Here is an 18,382-nt window from a genome sequence, read left to right on the forward strand (position 1 = left end):
GCCACAGAGTACGAAACAGGTATTTTTCCGAGAACCGAAATCGGATGAATTGGCCAAGGCTGCCTGAAATTCCCTGGCAGTGCCGATTCTGCCCGCCAGTACTGAGGGCACCTATTGACAGGAGCCCGAACGGGACCACCGCATTGCGTTTGGATAACGTTCCGGAAACCCCTTGCCGTGATCGCCGTCACAGGCATATGTTGTGCTCGCCTACAAATTGTCGGTAGGGGTACCGGCAGGGCGCTACAGCGTTGTATCCGCTCGATCCAGCCGTCCGGGTCACAAGGATGTTTCCCGCAGTCTCGCCGCGCAGTTCCTTGCCGGCGGCAGGATCCTTTTCAAAGGTTCGACCATGAGCAAAAGAAAGAATGTTTCGGCCCTCTTCCTGGCGTTCGGCCTGGCAGCAGGCATGGCGGCCTGCGCCCCCGCCGGCACCACGAACAGCGACAGTGAAGGCGGCGACGGCGTCGAGTGCAACGTGGGCATCTCCATGCCCACCCGCAGCCTGGAACGCTGGATCAACGACGGCGAAGGGCTGAAGGAGAACCTCGAAGCCCGGGACTGCACCGTTGACCTGCAGTACGCCGATGACAAGACCGATCAGCAGATCTCCCAAATCCAGAACCAGGTGGCCGGCGGGGCGAAGATCCTGGTGGTTGCCGCGATCGACGGTGAGACCCTGGGCCCAGTCCTGGAAGACGCCAAGAGCCAGGACGTCACCGTGATCGCCTACGACCGGCTGATCAACGGCACCGACGCCGTGGACTACTACGCCACGTTCGATAACTACAAGGTGGGCCAGCTCCAGGGCGAGTACATCGAGGAGCAGCTGGGCCTGGCCGACGGCGAGGGCCCGTACAACCTTGAACCGTTCGCCGGCAGCCCGGATGACAACAACGCCAAGTTCTTCTTCTCCGGTGCCTGGGACGTGCTCCTTCCGTACGTGGAGAAAGGCCAGCTGGTGGTTCCCTCCGGCAAGTCCCCGGCCTCGAACGATGACTGGGCGACCATCGGCATCCTCGGCTGGGGCTCCGCGGACGCGCAGGCGGAAATGGACAACCGCCTGCAGTCCTTCTACACCGGCGGCGACAAGGTCGACGTCGTGCTTTCCCCGAATGACAGCCTGGCCCTGGGCATCGAGCAATCCCTCTCCAGCGCCGGCTACAAGCCCGGCACCGACTGGCCGGTGATCACCGGACAGGACGGCGACGTCGCGAACATCAAGGCGATCCTCGGCGACCAGCAGTCCATGACCGTCTGGAAGGACACCCGCGAACTGGGTGCCCAGGTGGACACCATGATCGAGCAGATCGTCAACGGCGAAGAGGTGGACGTCAATGACACCGAAACCTACGACAACGGGGTGAAGGTGGTCCCCACCTACATCCTCGAACCGCAGGTCGTGGTTAAGGACCAGGTGCAGGAGAAGCTGGTGGACTCCGGCTTCGTGGAGGCCGTCGACGTCGGGCTCTAGGGCATCCCGCCCCGCACCCTCCGGAAAGAACAGGCAAGACATGATCGATCAGGACGTCATCCTTTCAATGGACGGCATCGTGAAGGAATTCAACGGCGTCCGGGCGCTCGACGGCGTGTCCGTTGACGTCCGGCGCGGTGAGGTGCACGGGATCTGCGGCGAGAACGGTGCCGGGAAATCGACCCTCATGAACGTGCTCAGCGGGGTGTATCCGCACGGCTGCTTCGACGGCACCATCTCCCTGGACGGGAAGGAGGTTCGCTACAACTCGATCAATGACAGCGAGCGGGACGGGATCGTGATCATCCACCAGGAGCTCGCGCTCAGCCCGTTCCTGTCCATTGCGGAGAACATCTTCCTGGGCAACGAGGTGCAGCGCGGCGGGGTGATCGACTGGAACCAGACCAACCTGAAAGCCGCCGCCCTGCTGAAGCGGGTGGGCCTGGACGAGAACCCGGCCACGAAGATCCTGGAGCTCGGCGTCGGCAAGCAGCAGCTGGTGGAGATCGCCAAGGCGCTTTCCAAGGAAGTGAAGCTGCTGATCCTTGATGAGCCGACGGCGGCACTGAACGACGGCGACTCGGCGCACCTTCTGGGGCTGATCGACCAGCTGCGTGAAGGCGGGATCACCTCGATCGTCATCTCCCACAAACTCAAGGAAATCCGAGCCATCGCGGATACCGTCACGGTCATCCGCGACGGCAAGACGATCGACTCCTTTCCGGTGGAGGACAACGCCGAGATCGAAACGCGCATCATCCGCGCCATGGTCGGCCGTCCGCTGGACAGCCAGTTCCCGGATAGGGAGCCGCAGATCGGCGAGGAGAAGTTCCGGGTGGAGGGCTGGACGGTCCACCACCCGATCGATGTCGACCGCGTGGTGGTGGACAACGTGTCCTTCAACGTGCGGGCCGGGGAAATCGTCGGGTTCGCCGGGCTGATGGGCGCCGGGCGCACCGAGCTGGCCATGAGCATCTTCGGCAGGTCCTGGGGGACCGGGGTCTCCGGGCGGGTGTTCAAGGACGGCGTCGAAATCCAGACCCGCTCGGTGAGCGAAGCGATCCGGCACGGACTGGCCTACGTGAGCGAGGACCGCAAACGGTACGGGCTGAACCTGATCGGCTCCGTGGTGGTCAATGTGTCCGCGGCAGCGCTGGGGAGACTGGCGCGGCTGGGCGTGATCGACAAACACCGTGAGTACTCAGTGGCGGATGACTATCGGCAGAAGATGAACATCCGCACCCCGTCCGTGGCATCCGTCGTCGCGAACCTCTCCGGCGGCAACCAGCAGAAGGTGGTGCTGAGCAAGTGGATCTACTCCGGACCGGACGTGCTGATCCTGGACGAACCGACCCGGGGCATCGACGTCGGCGCCAAGTTTGAGATCTACGGAATCATCAACGAGATGGCGGCGCAGGGCAAAGCCGTCGTCGTCATATCCAGTGAGCTGCCCGAGCTGATCGGGCTCTGCGACCGCATCTACACCATCGCCGAGGGCCGGCTCACCGCCGAAGTTCCCCGCGAAGACGCCACGCAGGAAGAACTGATGCGGCACATGACCGCCGCCAGGATTGAAGGAGCACAGGGCAAGTGACCACAACAACGCCGGAACAGGCCAAGACCCCGGCCCCGCCGCCCGCCGGCGGCACCGGGCGCAAGCGGATGCGGATCGACCTGCAGCAGTACGGCATCCTCGCCGCGCTGGTGGTGATCGTGGTGCTCTTCCAGATCCTCACCGGCGGGCGGCTGCTCTATCCGGGCAACGTCAGCAACCTCATCCAACAGAACGCGTACGTGCTGATCCTGGCGATTGGCATGGTCATGGTGATCATCGCCGGGCACATCGACCTCTCCGTGGGCTCGGTGGTGGCGACCGTGGGGGCGGTGGCCGCGCTGGCGATGAACAGCTGGGGCATGCCCTGGTGGGCGGCCGTGATTCTTTCCCTGGTGGTGGGCGCCGCGATCGGGGCGTGGCAGGGATTCTGGGTGGCGTTTGTGGGGATACCCGCGTTCATCGTGACGCTGGCGGGCATGCTGGTGTTCCGCGGCGTCGCGCTGATCCTGCTCACCGGCGGAACCATCTCCGGGCTGCCGCGCCCCTTCAACGCCATCGGCTCCGGAACCCTGCCGGCTACCGGCACCCCGGACCTGCTCACGCTGGGGATTGGTGCGCTCGCCTCCGTGGCGCTGGTGGTGCAGCAGCTGAAGGCCCGCAACGACCTGCGCAAGCTTGACCTGCCGCGGGAGCGCACGGCGTCGTTCGTGTTCAAGAACGCCGTGGCAGTCGCCGCCATCATGTACCTCTGCTACCTCCTGGCCTATAACCGCGGGACGCCGATCATCCTGATCATCCTGGCCGGGCTGGTGCTGGCGTACTCGTTCCTGCTGAACCGGACCGTGTTCGGCCGGCACATCTACGCCATGGGCGGGAACCTCAACGCGGCCATGATGTCCGGGGTGAAGACCCGCTCAGTGAACTTCATGGTGTTCGTGAACATGGGTTTCCTGGCCGGACTGGCCGCCGTGGTGAGCACTGCGCGTGCCGGCGGTGCCGTGGCCTCAGCCGGTACCGGGTTTGAGCTGGACGCGATTGCTGCCGTCTTTATTGGCGGTGCGTCGGTGCAGGGCGGTGTGGGCACGGTGGTGGGGGCTGTGATCGGCGGCCTGGTGATGGGTGTGCTGAACCAGGGCCTGTCCATCCTGTCCGTGGACGCCGCGTGGCAGCAGGTGATCAAGGGCCTGGTGCTGCTGCTGGCAGTTGCCGTCGGGTTTGCCCGGCGGGGGAGGAGTGCCCGGTAGGCGGGGTCGAGTAGGCTGCCGGGCATGGGGAATCCGAAGACGCCCGGAGGGGCCGGCCACTACTCGGTGCAGATCGTCGATGACGGCTCGGGGACCGACGCCGGAGCGGTGCGAGGCGGAGGTTCAGGGCCCGACGCCGCCGCAGTGCGAAGTGGGGGAGCGCCGTCGGCCCCGGTCTGGCAGCGGGTCAACCTTGCGCTGGTAGCGGCGTGGTCCCTGGTTGGTGCGTTTCTGGCAGTCGGGCTGTGGTGGGTCGTGAGCAGTTACCCCATGCCGCAGATGTACTACGACCCCACGGGCACCAACCAGCTCACCCCTGCCTCAAGCAAGATCGTCATGAACCTCTACCAGATGGGGCCGGAGATCCTGCTTTTCGGGATCATGGGCGCCTTCACGCTGCTGGTGATGCAAGGTGTGCGGTTCCGGCGGGGCAAGGCCATCTGGTAATCGGGTTCCAGTAGGCTCACCGCCATGGGGAATACACAGACGCCTGAGGGCGCAGACCACGACTTTTACCGGCGACCGGAAGACGGCAGGGAACAGCGTCCTGTCCAGATCGTCGACGACGGTCCAGTGCCCGACGCCGGTGCGGAGCGCGTTGGGGGTGCAAGCGCCGTTGCGGCCGGCGTCAGTGCCGGGACGGAGGACCGTGCCGCCCTTGATGCCCGGGATCAGACACCGCAGAGCTTCCCGGCGCCACCGCGGAGCAGGTTCAATTATTCGCTTGCTGCGGCGTGGGTCCTGGTTGGGCTGCTCCTGGCACACGGACTCGCCTGGCTGACCGGAGCTTTCCCGGTGCCCGACTTCGATCCAACAACCGGAATCGCGACCGGCGAGATGCCGAGTGAGTTCGTGATGAATCTTTCCAGCATGGGGCCGGCCCCCTTCCTTCTTGGCCTGCTCGGGGCGTTTACGCTGCTGGCGGTGCAGGCTGCGGGGTTCCGGCGGGGTGGGCGGTAGCTGACACTCTTGATTCCAGCGGCCCGGAGGCCAAAAGGACCTGCACCGGTGGCCGGCAGAAGGACATGGTGCTCACCGTGACCCTGATGACGCTCGCCACCGGCTGCATCGGCCTGGTGCCGACGTCTGAGACGGCGGGCCTGCTGGCGCCGATCCTTCTGCTGGTCTGCCGGCTCTTATCTGGACGTGAACCGGGTGGATGCTGAGGATCGGTGGAGTGCGCTATACCGAAGTGCAAGCTGGCATAGCTCGGCTTGACGCCCTCAGAGGAGCAAACACAGGGCTATCACGAGGCCGCCCGGCGCGTGATAGCCCTGACAGAGAGATGGGTGCTGATAAATTCTAGGGATGCGTGACGAGAAAGCGGTACTCAGGGCTCTGAAAGAGTTTGTGAGGGAGCGGGATTGGGAACAATTTCATACTCCTGAGAATCTGGCGAAGAGCATCAGTGTTGAATCCGCCGAGCTCCTCGAGTGTTTCCAGTGGGGCGGCGCAGATTTGACGTCTGCTAAGGACGAGCTGGCAGATGTATTGACGTACTGTTTCCTGCTAGCGGACCGTCTCAACGTTGATCCCGACACCATAGTGATGGAAAAACTCGCGACGACCCGGGAGAAGTACCCCGTAGCCAAAGCCCGTGGCAGAAGTGAGAAATATGACCGGCTTTAGGCTGGAACGGTTCCCTCTCGAATCTGAAGAAGTGCGAGCGTGGGGAGAAGCAGACCCCCTCCACCGTAACTGGCCCGTTGTATATGTAATGAACAACGACACCGAAGTTTACGTGGGGGAATCGCTCAATGCGGAGGGAAGGATGCGGCAGCACCTCGCCTCCGCGGACAAACGGCGTCTCAGATGGGCACGTGTCGTCCTGGATTCGACCTTCAATAAGTCAGCGTGCTTGGACCTCGAATCGTTTCTGATTCGAATGTTCTCGGGCGAGGGCCGGCTTAAAGTGCTTAATCACAACGCTGGCATTACCGACGCTGATTACTACGACCGGGGAACCTACAAGGAAACATTCGATCGGGTGTTTGAAATGCTTCGGTCGCAGGAGCATCTTTTTCAACGCAGCCTTCCTGAAATAATCAACAGTGACTTGTTCAAGCTGTCTCCTTTCAAGGCGCTCAACCACGATCAGGCACTGGCCGTCGAAGATATCTTGGAAGGCCTCTTCGAAGATCTTGAACAGAACCGACCCAATACTGTAGTAGTTCAGGGTCTTCCTGGAACGGGAAAAACGGTCGTAGCTATATATCTCATAAAGTTGCTAAAGGACATAGCAGGCCATGATCCGAAAGATCCGCTCGACCATGACTCCATTTTCAGTGATTTCTTCACAGCTGGCCATGCCGAGCTGTTGAAGTCCTTGAGAATCGGGCTGGTAGTACCTCAGCAATCACTTCGTGATTCCATTGCCAGAGTGTTCGCTCTTACGCCTGGACTCGATAAGAATCTTGTACTGACGCCGTTCGAGGTCGGTGAGAGCAGGGAGCCTTTCGATCTACTTATCGTTGATGAGGCTCACCGCCTGAATCAACGAGCAAACCAGGCTTCCGGTACTCTCAATAAGAAATTTGCGAAAATCAACCAAAGGCTCTTTGGCAGGGATGATCCTGACTTCACACAGCTGGATTGGATCCGACAGCAGAGTAAAACCAATATCCTCATGCTTGATACCGGACAGACCGTAAGGCCGGCAGATCTCCCCGCAGCCTTGACCGCATCTCTTCTGGAGGAAGCGTCAGCCACCGGCCGCATATACCGTCTGCGTTCGCAAATGAGAATATCTGCGGACCAGGATTATGTCGGCTACGTACGCGCGATCCTGAGCAGCGCCCCACCTCATTCTGCGGAACGTTTCGATGGTTACGATCTGCGTTTCTTTTCCGACTTGGGGAAAATGAAGCGTGAAATACTTCGTCGCGACAGCGAGTATGGCTTGTCTCGTCTGGTCGCAGGGTATGCTTGGAGATGGCGAAGTAAAACGGACAAAGCTGCGTTTGATATCGAACAAGATGGGGAGAAACTTCGCTGGAACTCTACGCAGAGAGATTGGATCAACCGCCCCGGGTCTGAGAACGAAGTTGGGTCAATTCACACCGTTCAGGGGTATGACTTAAACTATGCGGGCGTCATCATCGGTGAGGACCTCCGGTACGACCCCACTAGTGGAAGGACTGTTTTTGATCGCTCCAAGTACTTCGATGTAAAGGGGCGTGAGAACAATTCCAAGCGGGGCATTACCTACGGCGATGAGGACATCCTTCAGTACGTCAGAAACATCTACGCGGTGCTTCTCACTCGGGGAATTCTAGGCACTTACGTGTATGTCTGCGACCCTGCCTTGCGTGAGCACTTGAGGTATTACTTCGACCCGAATTCTGCTTCAAGGAAGGGATAGGGCCGGCTCATGGTCGCCATCCAGGCCCTTACTAGGTGCAAATCGATGAGTGTCACGTAGTCCTGGTACGCAAGCATGTTAGTCAAACCAGATCCAGAACTAGTGCCGGGCTGATCCCGGCTTCCTCTTTGGAAGCACGCAATCCTAAGGGGACCCCCGCAGGCCCGGCCGGGCCCAAAAGACATAAGATCCTGTCAGCTCGCGCACGTCAGTCAACCGTCCACGCCTTAGCTTCTCCTGGCGCACTGACCTCCCCAGTCAGCGCGCCAGGGGCTGGGTGTTACTGCGGTCCTTCGGGGGAGACTACGCTAAACCCAGCTTTTCCTTTAGGTGCTGCCGCGTGAGGCAGAGCCCAAGAGAAGAGGGGGGCAACATCTTCCGGGCTGACTGTATCTCCCTTGAGTGCCTTGGGATCGGAAAACGGTCCAAGCTCCCCCCATTGATCCGCCGCGAGGGTGACGATGACAGCGCCAGTAGTGTGAGAGGACAAATCACCTGGTTCTTTCTTCATCGTATAATTCTTTTCGAGAGGCTGACGCGTCCACCGAGACGATCCGGAGAAATCGCCGCGCTCGCGTCTCTTTCGCTCAATAATTGGGAACCGGATTCCCGCTATCGCATCAAGGTCAATTACCCGATTCACTGGATCCTTCGGTATAGGCATGACGACCTTAAAGTCCGTAATGGTGCCCTTACTGATGGACTCTTGAACAAATTTGATATCAGGGTCAGCGAAACCCGGTTTACCCCACACAAAGTTACTTAACGACCCAAGGACTACTTCGGCTGGGACTGTGCCGGTCTTCGCTTGATAGGACGACAACTGCTCAGTTGCAGTTCTGTATTCGAAAAACTCGACCTCGTTGAGGAGACGAAGGACAGGAGCAATTGCTGTCAAATTCGTGAGATTTTGGTTGTGATCTGGATCACGGGGTGGAAGGTAGAAGAAATCCTTGAAACGGTCTCCCTTAGCGTATTGAACAACCTTCGCGTGGTACATTCGGCTTCGAGCCGTTGGCCTTAGCCAGGGCAAACTTTGGTAGACCAAAGGTGGTATTTCACGAGGGCGTACTTGGGGGAGTCCATCTTCATCAAGTTCTGCAAACTGCTCGAGCTGGTCCCGGAATTCTTCCTCGTCGCCAATCATCGACTCAAATGCTTCGTACAGATCGTAGGGCTGTGATTTTTTATCTGGTGCCGGAACGTTTCGCCCTATATACAGGCGAACCAGATCTCTGTATCCAGGGCGATACCCAAACCACCGGCCCATCTGCATAAGAGTATCAGCGGCCAGCGCTCGTCGTGAATACCAGGTCACCGTGAGTCCCTCTATCGTGTAGCCCCGGGACAGCTTCGCACCACCTACGAGTATTTTCCAAACTGAACCTTTTTGGAAATCGGCTCCAGCTTGCGTGTACTCACTGTCTTTATCCCCATTAACGACAGCGATTGGTCGAACGCCACCTTCAATCCGTTTAATTACTTCCGGAAGATAGACCGCAACGTCGTCAAATGAAGAGGGTATTAGATGGGTCTTAGGGTCAGGTAACTCGGAATCCTTTCTGGTAGCGAGCTCGCGCATTACAACGGCATAATCTTCATTCCAAAGTTTCAACAGGCGGTCATACCCGTCAAAACCCAGATAATCAGATCGCTTCCACAGGGAATGGATCTCATCTGCGAGAGCGTTGTGATCGGCCTGCTTCACTGATTCATGAAACAACATCGTATGGTGACCGAAGTTGCCACGAGACCCCTTAGCCTCTCGCCAGAGCTTGATTGACCCTGAGAGTACGAACGAATCTAAGGCGTCTTGCATTTCGCGGACTCGAATGCCAGGCGTATCGGGTGTCGAGTAGATATTTCTTACATATGCGGCCTGGTTACTAGTTGCGGGGGTCTTAACCTCTTCTGGAGCATGGACGAGATGTCGATCGTGGAAAGACCCGCCGCCCATATATGCTGCGGGCGGAGTCAGACTAAGAATGAAGTCCTTGGGATAGATATCCTCAACATCTGATGCATCAACGAAGACGTTGGCGAAAGGAGTTGCAGTGTATCCCACGTATTGAGCTCGTGGCAGGATTCCAAGCAGTTCTGAGAGGAGCTTGTTGATCGTGGTCCGTTCTCTCGTCTGCTTGTTTTCTTCTTCTTGCTCCTCTTTGGACAATTTTACAGGCGGTTTTTTGGTGTTTATGCCAGCTTGGTCGGCCTCGTCGTCAATAATCAGTGCCGGATAATCCTGTGTGTTACCCCTAATTTGTTTTAGATCTTTAATAAGTTTTCGTAGAACCGCCGCGTTCTTTTTGATTACTACTAGGCGGACAGGGGTGTCCCACAGATTGTCCGGATGATAGATCTTCTGCTCCGGATTGCGGATGTGTGATTTGTAGTCCAATGTGCTTAGCCCAGCTCGAAGCGACTTGTAGTCGTCCGTACTCTTTGTGAGACGGATTATGTGTGGCACGCCTGGGACGCTCTCGGGGTCATAACCAAACTTCACGAACTTGTCGCCGTCCAGCCAATCGGCATCCTGGTTAGCGATGTAGTCAATAGTTTCGCGGGCTAAGACTTCGTCCGTGAGATCAATGCCGCCGACGATGTTTTCGAAGCCGACCAGTTCTTTGTCGAGCCTGCGTTGTGTTTGGCTTCGGAGAAGCTCAAGAGTGCCGGTGAGGACGATGATCAAACGATAACCAGCGTCAATGGCTTTAGCCACGGTCCCGGTGAAATTCGCAGTCTTGCCACTCTGGACATGCCCTACCACGAGACCCTTCGTCTGATATGTTTCGTCCCAAGTGGGATCGGCAAACCTACTGACAATTTGAGTGGTGGACTCGTCCAGGGCAACGATAGCGTCCGGCCCGAACCCTCGGCGTTTGAGCACTCCTTGGTACACATCCCAGTAGTGGCTCCGCGTCCGTCGATCGGACGTATACCAAGGCCAGCGACCGTCCGTTGGGTTCGTGACCATTACACCCGCGTTGATGACGGGGTAGGAGAAGTTGATTCTCTCAAAATGGTCCTCGGGGAATCCTAGTTTGTGGAGTACATACGCGCGCCGTTCTCTACCCTTAGGGGTTATGGCGGACGCCGGCGCCTCGCTGAGCCAAGGGGAGTCTGTTGACTGGTCCCACCTTGACAGGGCTAACCGAAACTCAACCTGCGTGGAGTCGTTGGGATCGCCTTCGATGGTGAGAAGTTCAGTGAGCTGCTCACTTGTGATCATGTCGGCACTATCTTCTTCCAGCGAGAAATTGACGCGTTTGAGAAGCGGCTTTGGACCTTTTTCAGCAATCATAGATATTGCACTGATGATCGCGTCATTTATTGTTTCAGATTGAAACATCGAAACCCCCTGAGAGAGTGCGTGCATAAGCGGGGAATCCGCTTAGCGGCTCTGGAACAGCTACAGAATTTAGGTGAGAGACATCTGTGCGGTAAGAAATATCGGATATATGCGCGTAGTTAGGCACGAGGCGGCGCAGGGTGGAATCCTGAAGCGCGGGGAAAGAGCGGTCCACACTGTAGAAGTTTGGACGCGAACGAAGCATATACTTATGTTGGTAAGATTCCACGTCAAGTATTCGCCATCCCAGATTTGACATGTAGTCGTCGAAAGGGCCTTGGTTGGTCCCCAGTGCGGTTTGAATCTCATCGACGAGGGCAGGAAGACTAAGTGCACTCGCCGAGTCGCCAGCTGAAGTGACTTGAACCGATAGAAATAAAAGGGGGCGGTTTAGGCTGGGCTCGAGCTGAGTAGCCGATCCGATGCGGTGGATGCGCCGTTCGGATCTCGTGGTTTTCACTTCTAAGTCAAATTCCGAAAACGAGAAGTCGTGCTGCTCGGCCTCCGGCCCTAACCACGAAGACAGTGCGCGTCCTGGGTGAATCGTGCAGAGATACTTTAGGAGCAACAGTTCGCCTATGAGTCCTACCTGTTTTTCTGCACTCAGGAGATTACGGCTTCGAAGGAGCAGCTGGTACTCAGTAAGACCCCTTGATATAGCGTCGGCGAGAAGACGACCTCGCTGCAGTTCCTCAACTATTCTTGCTATGAAATTGTACGCTGCGTACCACATATCGTTAGCAGCGATGCGAAGAACGAAGTATTCACCGGCGGCATCTGCGGCGAAGGAAATCTCTATGTTCTCGAACTGACTCAGATCCGGACGAGAGCTATCCACCTGACCGTGCAGTTCCATGTGTTCCGTCGACGGTTCGATGTGAAGCTCGCATCGAGGGCTCTGGGAAATCAAGTGCACGACAGTATGCGAAGAACTGAAATAACGGTTGATGGTCTGGGGGTCAAGTCTCCGGTTATCCTCCGGTGATCCATACGTCATTAGTTCTCCTTGGTTGCCGCAGGATTGGTGGCGCAATCCAAGCCGAAATCTTCTACGAGGGCCACAAGTAAGACGTGATTCAAAATACGATGTCTGTGTTCTCGCATCCCGGTCCATCGTTGTTCCACCTTGAAATCTCCCTCCAGGAGGAAGTAGAGAAAAGTTTTCAGAAGCTGTCCGTCACGATTACTCAGTCTTGTGCCGGTGCCGTAGATATTTCGCATTAAATCTGCGTTCACATCGATTCGGCGGTTGATTCTGTCGGCACGAAAGAGCTCTGTGGGAGGAAGCGTGACGAATCGTAGGTCGATGGACTCTAGATCGGCGAAGTCCTGGAGACCGTCGAGGGCGGACAGGACTGGTGCATTCAGCCCCACAGCTGGTTCCACGAGGTGTATCTCATGACGTTTTGGCTTCTTAAATGCTTTTTGATGGCTTCGAAGGTCTTCGAAGTAGCGGTCCAGGTCAAAGGGGGTATCGCCTGGTGAGTAAGCCCGGGAAATAGCTCTGATGAAATCTGCTGAGTAGACGGGTTTAATTTTCTCCGGATTCAATGCTATGTATGGCTCATTTTCCGAAGTAATATCAATTTTCATCCTTCCTAGCGCATACTCTTTGCTTGGGCTGCGAAGGCCTGCCCAATTGTACCCGCCTGAGAGTAGACGATCGCTTCGATAAAGATAGATCCCTTGGCGAGATTCTCCGGGTTCTCCATACAAGTTGAAGGTTGGTGTGACCAAGTCTGGAGGAAATAGATGCGTCTCGACCGTGCACGTTGCATCGTTTGGCAGATCAACCAAGAATTTACGTGGATAACCGTCTTGGCGAATGGAGTCCTTGAAGGGGTCAATGGGGTCTACATTCAGAGGGGGCAGGGTGCGGTTGCGCTCTATATCGAAAGTGTCCAGCATGATTTCCACCCCGCCACGCTGCAAGTATCGGTGGAAAGTGAGACCTAAGTGTTCCCGGATGGAACGAAGCTTGGTATTCCTCCACTCAGCTAATTCACCTGCATCGGATGTATGGATGACATCTTTCAAGCCGTGCCACTCGACCAAAGTGCCGCTGGTCAGTTCGACACCGGGTACGTTGTCCAGCCGTTCGGCTGCGTACCCGGGATCCACTACTCCCACGCTGTAGTTCTCCTTCACGGAGCGATCCATTCGGCGGCCGACAGCAGGAGCCCATTTTTGACGAGAGTAAATCTCAAACGCTGTTGCTTGCGACAGGGAGGCCGCCTTGAGGCCAATTCCGAAGTGCCCAAGATCTTCAGGTGAGTAGTCACGCCGTGCGCCAAACGTCATCGCGCGTCTGGCGTCGTCCGCCGTGAGACCTCTTCCATTGTCGATTATCTGAAGGCCGAGGATGGTTGTCCCGTTCTGGATAAAGCGAATACGAATGTGGGAGGCCTGGGCATCAATGGAGTTGTCCACTATGTCAGCTAGCGCACTTGTCAGATTGTGGTGGGTGCCGATGGCTGAAATGGTTGAGGGAGCGGGGAGGACTGTTTCCAGTGACCATTCTGGTTGGGAGGGCTGGGATCCATTCATGCTGTTATTCCTCAAACCTGGCCTGGCCATTAAGCTTCGTGATGTTTTCATTCACGATATAGACCGTTTCTTCATTGATTCCGCTGGATGTGTCCATCTCAAAGTGCAGTCGAAGATCAAAAAGATTTGCCTCCGGAGTATCCAAGTGGCGTAGGACCGCTCGTTCGATGAGTTTCATTTGGTCACTAAGATCTCTGGCCCCGTCTATTGGTATGTAACCACTGACATGTGTCTTAAGCCGGTCCGGCGCTGGCTCAGGTTCTGGCAACGGCGGTGGAAGGGTACGCTGGATTTGGTGAAGACGGCGCATCTCTGCTTCAACTTCGGCTCCCCGGTAAGTGCTGCCAGCGTCCTGCAATAGATGCGTGAGCAGCCGGCGGCTCGATAGGGAAGAAGAATAGTAAAAACTTGACCCGACGCGCACTGCGTCATGAGCTTCAATGTCTTGCTCGACGTTGTAGCTGTTTGAGCGGACGGTGCGGAGGGATTTGCAGGGAATGCATTTTGTACTCCGCTTAATTTTGTGCTCAACCTGATGAAGGAACGGGTACAGGGATCCGATGGTAGATACTTCTGCTTCTTCGTCTCTCTCATGCTCGAACGCGCTGAAAAATTCCACCTTGACAACATTCAGATTCCAGTTCTCGGAAAGCGCTGTTGTGAGCTCTGTGTTGCCCGTATGGAGCACGCCAAGTTCGGGTTTTTCCAAGAGAAACTTATGGGAATCTTCATCTTCCGCTACGGTGATGAACTCTGCGGGATATCGGGTGGTTGAGCCGTTTGACCGTCCGACTAGTAGTTCCTTAGGCCTGCGGACGCCTAGTTTCGCCAAAAGGCCGTACAGCTCGTGTACACGGCCGGTGGGGAGTTCTTGCTCGGCTAGAGGGAGGACGAAGCTCCAGTTCACCGCGTCAGCTGAGTCCGGCAGTTGGAGCTTCTCAGCATTTTCTGGTCCGGGATAGGGAACAAACCCGACTGGGATTCCTTCCACTGATCCCACACAGTACTTGACGTCCACCAGGCCTAGACGCGTTTGCAGTACACCATAGTGGCGGACCCACCACATGTCAGGACCATCGATAAGCTCAGGATCTTTATATGTTGTGCTGTATTCAATCTTCGTCTTGTACTGGACGTTAGACAGTATCCTTTGTGTGGCCTTTTCCCGCGTGCGTGCGGATGCCTTGGTCAGCAGATGGAGGCCATCAGTGGTGAGAACTGGCCCGAAACGTAGCGATGCCTCAGATACAGGAACCGGTGAACTCCTTGATTCTGCAGAGAGGCGTGCAGCTTCGGCCGACTTCCATAGATCGTAGGTCGCTCCACTGCGTACTGTGGCCGGCTCAGCCAAGGTGCTTCTGACCCCGAGGTTCTTAAGAAGTGTGAGGTCGTGCCGATGGAAGAGGTCGTCCACGGTGAGGTGCTCGTCCCCGCTGCTGTTGGAAAACAGTCCATTGGGTAGCCAAACCTCAGTAGTGGGGTACCAGCGACCGTCCTTTGCACGAACTCGGAGTCTACTGACGTCTATGCGGTCGCCCATGATCGCCAGCATCTCTGGGACAGGGAGGGACCTAGAAAGTCGCCACAGGGATTCAGCCGCCCCTTCGTCCTCATAGTCCTTTGCCACCTGACGGGCAACTCGGTCCGCCTTTCCTCTGTCATCGAGGGCCTGGAAATCGAGTGCCCTCAGATGAGCGCTCGCATCACCGTGATGCAGTAGCTCATAGGAGACGAGGTTCTCCCCTTTGTCCTGTTCATCAATCGGGAGGAAGGCCTTGGTCGTGATGGGCGCACGCACGCCACCGTTCTGCATCAGAATGATTCGGCTTCGACGCATGGCGGTTCTATGGTCCGGATGATGCTTATCAATCTCGACGGCTATCCGCAGGGCATTCTCGAAGTCATCTAACTGTTTGCCGTAGGTGACTTCTTCGAGCCATTGTTCGATGGGGGAACGCGCTTTGTTTGCAAGAGCTAGTAGCCGTCGCACCATAAGTCGGCGTTCTTTGGATGCTGAAGCCGACCGGTGGAGCCAGGGGCGATTTCGTCCCACCCACTGATCCCACATCTCCTCGAGACGTGTTGCATCCTCTAGGTCTGGAGGAAACAGGAGTTCAGAGATGGGTCGCAGAATGCCTGATCTATCTGGCAAGGATGGTACGGACGCTAAGGCAACAAAAATTGGTTCATTGAGGGTCGAATCGGCCCACGACAGGGCCTCCCGCCCGCGCGCAGGTAAGAGATCCAGATAGCTGGCGGGATCTGCCTCGTCTTGGAAAGCAGCTATCGCGCCAGCGACCATCTGCGGGACGGTCTTTTGTAAGATTTCCTTGTTATAAAGCGTATGTAGCATGCTATGTCGGTCTTCATTCATCTTGAAGGCCGCGTTCACGATGCCTCTCAGGGATGTCTTGTGACTTGTAGGAAAATAATTCCATATAGCTCCAAGCTGTCGCCTGGGCTTACCGGTGATCGGAACCGCCCACGTTACGTCCACCGTCTCCCGCGCTGCGATGGACCCCGCCTCAACGGCTGCCTGTGGACTGACGCGATGCTGGTGCCGGAAGATCTTCCACTTCTCTCGACCATCTCCGTTCTCCAGTACCACATCTGAACCATTCCGTCTCGCAGACCATGTCGAGACAGTTCCCTCGACTCTGTCATCGAATTCGAGAAAACCGATGTTCTGGGAAAACAGCAGAAACTCATGCGGGAACTGTCGCATCTCGTGACTTAGCCATGCTGCCTGCTGAAGCAACGGAAGCTTCACAACCGTCGTTGCCCAGGACACGAGTTCGTCAAGGACGGGATCAATCTGTGCCGACTCCCGAGGACTCACCGGAGTTGCAATACGCAAGACTGGGTACGAGTCAAGTCCAGGGGATAAAGGTGCCAACAACTCGGTACTATGACTACGGTCCCACCGGACAGAACCGCTTTTGCTGAAGATCTGAGGTGAGTCTGAAATTTGAATAACGGACTTAAAACCAAGTCCGAAACGACCAATTTGATCGTCTCGCTTCTCCGATGAGTGAGACAGCATCAGTGTGCGATATCCCGCTTCGGTGAACGGTGAGCCCTCATTCGCGCAATACAGTGTGTCTCTCGTCAGGACGACGCGTATTCTGCCGTTTGGCGCGTCTACAGCATCGGCTGCATTTTGAATCAACTCGTTGAGTTGCTTTCGCCCATAACCGCTCTGAGTAATAGCCTGTTCTATATTGCTATGTTCCCGGACGAGGTCCGGGCGAGCTATGTATGCATTGAGCGCTTGACGTGTCTCGCTTTCCACAAAGCGACTTAGTTCGCTTCCAGTATCAGCCCAGGAATCGTGTAGCAATTTTCCCCCGATGGATGGTTGTATGTCGACGCTGTCCAGCTAGACGACATGCTCACCAGTGTTTAGTGTGTTGTCAACGCCATTCCGTCGTGACTTACCCTGACTCAGGCCGCCACCGCCTCCCCGTCGAGGTGAGAAGGTGCGCGCCGGAACTGCTCTGCGATTAGGTTCGCCAGATGGTTTGCCAATTGCACTGGCACCGCGTTGCCGATCTGCCGAGCAATGGAAGTCTTAGAGCCTGCCCATTTATAATCGTCTGGGAACCCCTGCAGTCGGGCCGCCTCAAAGTGGGTGATGGCTCGGTGAACTCGCGGGTTAGGGTGTAGATACCTTCCCTTTTCGGGTTTGAAGAATTCCGTTCGAATAGTTACCGAGGGGCGGTCAGCGTGCAGCCGTCCCATGACGTCGCCCGAGCCCGTTTTGTGCTTCTTCCAGCATTCCGCCAGTAATTCGTGAGGAATATTGAACCGATTTCCGCCTGCTGGGATCATTTTGAACCGATCAAGTGAAAGCTGTGTATAATTCCTGGTCACATGGAGCTCAGAAGATTTATAGGGGCCCGGTAGCTGCTGACCGTTATACTCAAATGATGTTCTGGGGAATTCAGTTGCCTCGATGTATTCAGGGATTGAGTCGAAAGCTTCTCGTACCGTGCGATGCGAACCCGCGAATGGACCGCGAGGATCGGGAACTGCGGGCAGTTCCCTCCGGCGCCCGATCACTATGCTTCGAACTCGAGATTGATAGGCGCCGAAGTCAGCAGCGTTCAAAAGGTAGGGCTGAAGAATGTAATCCTCTAGTGGCCCCCCTTCTTGAGTCCACTGCTCAAACTCCTCGTATTGGGAAGACTTTAAAAATTGCCGAACATTTTCGACTACAAAATACTTAGGTTGTGCTGCAATAATTGTCTCGGCGTATTTCTGCCATAGAAAATTTCGTTCATCTTGCACGTCCTGCTTGCCTAATGCTGAGAATCCCTGGCAAGGTGGGCCGCCGATAATAACATCGGCTTTGGGGACCAGCCCCTCAGTCAGCCAGTCTTCAATTTTTCCTGCGAACACACGTTCGGCCTGATGGTTTAGCGCGTAGGTAGCTGCTGCGTGCTGATCATGCTCCACTGCGACAACGGTTTCGAATTTTCCTGTGGACTCAAATCCTTCGGTCATTCCGCCAGCGCCGGCGAAGAGATCGATGAGTCGTAGTGGTTCTGCCATGCCTGAGATTCTATCGGGCTGCAGGGCACGTGATGTAACAAGCCACACGGGGAGTGGATTATCGAGTCTGCCATGTATGACATAAACACCCGCCATGCTACGGGGCATCGATGGGAGGCTGTTCTGCCTCGTGTATGCCACGAAGTGTCGACTTGTGGTGTGCGGCACTGCAGGCATAGCCCGATGCAGCACCAGGAGGCTGGCGTTGACCGCTGGAGTCCACGGTAGTCCGCGCTGGGTGAAACTTCTTGCCTACCTTGGCGGCAAGGCCCCACAGCATCCAGCGAACCGCCGTCGC

At 56.6% G+C, this 18,382-nt stretch carries 13 protein-coding genes; 8 read left to right on the forward strand and 5 right to left on the reverse strand.

The window, feature by feature from the left end:
* Nucleotides 1-352: 352 nt before the first annotated feature.
* The 8 genes from chvE to NGB94_RS05900 all read left to right on the forward strand — a co-directional run bounded on the left by chvE (nt 353) and on the right by NGB94_RS05900 (nt 7,634).
* Nucleotides 353-1,474: a multiple monosaccharide ABC transporter substrate-binding protein gene (gene chvE, locus NGB94_RS05865; RefSeq protein WP_325789673.1), complete on the forward strand. Its 1,122-nt coding sequence runs from the start codon at nt 353-355 to the stop codon at nt 1,472-1,474.
* 40 nt (nt 1,475-1,514) lie between these two features.
* Nucleotides 1,515-3,068: a multiple monosaccharide ABC transporter ATP-binding protein gene (gene mmsA / locus NGB94_RS05870; protein ID WP_325789674.1), complete on the forward strand. Its 1,554-nt coding sequence runs from the start codon at nt 1,515-1,517 to the stop codon at nt 3,066-3,068.
* The gene (mmsB, locus tag NGB94_RS05875) at nt 3,065-4,273 is read left to right on the forward strand and encodes a multiple monosaccharide ABC transporter permease (protein WP_418910613.1); all 1,209 of its coding nucleotides are present in this window, start codon (nt 3,065-3,067) and stop codon (nt 4,271-4,273) included. Before mmsA ends, mmsB begins: the two co-directional genes overlap by 4 nt.
* Nucleotides 4,274-4,297: 24 nt before the next feature.
* Nucleotides 4,298-4,720: a hypothetical protein gene (locus NGB94_RS05880; RefSeq protein WP_325789675.1), complete on the forward strand. Its 423-nt coding sequence runs from the start codon at nt 4,298-4,300 to the stop codon at nt 4,718-4,720.
* 24 nt (nt 4,721-4,744) lie between these two features.
* Complete coding sequence (locus tag NGB94_RS05885) at nt 4,745-5,233, forward strand: hypothetical protein (protein WP_325789676.1); 489 nt, start codon at nt 4,745-4,747, stop codon at nt 5,231-5,233.
* Nucleotides 5,234-5,298: 65 nt separating this feature from the next.
* Entirely contained in the window at nt 5,299-5,439 is a 141-nt protein-coding gene (locus NGB94_RS05890) for a hypothetical protein (RefSeq protein ID WP_325789677.1), read from the forward strand.
* A gap of 142 nt (nt 5,440-5,581) precedes the next feature.
* The gene (locus tag NGB94_RS05895) at nt 5,582-5,902 is read left to right on the forward strand and encodes a nucleotide pyrophosphohydrolase (protein WP_325789678.1); all 321 of its coding nucleotides are present in this window, start codon (nt 5,582-5,584) and stop codon (nt 5,900-5,902) included.
* Entirely contained in the window at nt 5,871-7,634 is a 1,764-nt protein-coding gene (locus tag NGB94_RS05900; protein ID WP_325789679.1) for a DNA/RNA helicase domain-containing protein, read from the forward strand. The genes NGB94_RS05895 and NGB94_RS05900 overlap by 32 nt, the downstream gene beginning before the upstream one ends.
* Before the next feature lie 280 nt (nt 7,635-7,914).
* On the opposite strand, the gene NGB94_RS05905 is transcribed toward NGB94_RS05900, so the two are convergent.
* The 5 genes from NGB94_RS05905 to NGB94_RS05925 all read right to left on the reverse strand — a co-directional run bounded on the left by NGB94_RS05905 (nt 7,915) and on the right by NGB94_RS05925 (nt 18,084).
* Nucleotides 7,915-10,983, reverse strand: a complete 3,069-nt coding sequence (locus tag NGB94_RS05905) for a Z1 domain-containing protein (protein ID WP_325789680.1) — start codon at nt 10,981-10,983, stop codon at nt 7,915-7,917.
* Nucleotides 10,970-11,980 carry a PD-(D/E)XK motif protein gene (locus NGB94_RS05910; RefSeq protein WP_325789681.1) on the reverse strand — a complete coding sequence of 337 codons (1,011 nt, stop codon included), beginning with the start codon at nt 11,978-11,980 and terminating at the stop codon, nt 10,970-10,972. Before NGB94_RS05910 ends, NGB94_RS05905 begins: the two co-directional genes overlap by 14 nt.
* Complete coding sequence (locus NGB94_RS05915; protein ID WP_325789682.1) at nt 11,980-13,581, reverse strand: ATP-binding protein; 1,602 nt, start codon at nt 13,579-13,581, stop codon at nt 11,980-11,982. Before NGB94_RS05915 ends, NGB94_RS05910 begins: the two co-directional genes overlap by 1 nt.
* Nucleotides 13,535-16,822, reverse strand: a complete 3,288-nt coding sequence (locus NGB94_RS05920; RefSeq protein ID WP_325789683.1) for a sacsin N-terminal ATP-binding-like domain-containing protein — start codon at nt 16,820-16,822, stop codon at nt 13,535-13,537. Before NGB94_RS05920 ends, NGB94_RS05915 begins: the two co-directional genes overlap by 47 nt.
* A 152-nt stretch (nt 16,823-16,974) precedes the next feature.
* Complete coding sequence (locus NGB94_RS05925) at nt 16,975-18,084, reverse strand: DNA cytosine methyltransferase (RefSeq protein ID WP_325789684.1); 1,110 nt, start codon at nt 18,082-18,084, stop codon at nt 16,975-16,977.
* Nucleotides 18,085-18,382: the final 298 nt, after the last annotated feature.

It is taken from the genome of Arthrobacter koreensis (genome assembly GCF_035792275.1).
Lineage (GTDB): Bacteria > Actinomycetota > Actinomycetes > Actinomycetales > Micrococcaceae > Arthrobacter_B > Arthrobacter_B koreensis_A.

Bases quoted from the DNA above. Each gene is read 5' to 3' on its own strand.
- chvE (WP_325789673.1), top strand. From the start codon at position 353: ATGAGCAAAAGAAAGAATGTTTCGGCCCTCTTCCTGGCGTTCGGCCTG.
- mmsA (WP_325789674.1), top strand. From the start codon at position 1,515: ATGATCGATCAGGACGTCATCCTTTCAATGGACGGCATCGTGAAGGAA.
- NGB94_RS05880 (WP_325789675.1), top strand. From the start codon at position 4,298: ATGGGGAATCCGAAGACGCCCGGAGGGGCCGGCCACTACTCGGTGCAG.
- NGB94_RS05885 (WP_325789676.1), top strand. From the start codon at position 4,745: ATGGGGAATACACAGACGCCTGAGGGCGCAGACCACGACTTTTACCGG.
- NGB94_RS05890 (WP_325789677.1), top strand. From the start codon at position 5,299: ATGGTGCTCACCGTGACCCTGATGACGCTCGCCACCGGCTGCATCGGC.
- NGB94_RS05895 (WP_325789678.1), top strand. From the start codon at position 5,582: ATGCGTGACGAGAAAGCGGTACTCAGGGCTCTGAAAGAGTTTGTGAGG.
- NGB94_RS05905 (WP_325789680.1), bottom strand. From the start codon at position 10,983: ATGTTTCAATCTGAAACAATAAATGACGCGATCATCAGTGCAATATCT.
- NGB94_RS05910 (WP_325789681.1), bottom strand. From the start codon at position 11,980: ATGACGTATGGATCACCGGAGGATAACCGGAGACTTGACCCCCAGACC.
- NGB94_RS05915 (WP_325789682.1), bottom strand. From the start codon at position 13,581: ATGAAAACATCACGAAGCTTAATGGCCAGGCCAGGTTTGAGGAATAAC.
- NGB94_RS05925 (WP_325789684.1), bottom strand. From the start codon at position 18,084: ATGGCAGAACCACTACGACTCATCGATCTCTTCGCCGGCGCTGGCGGA.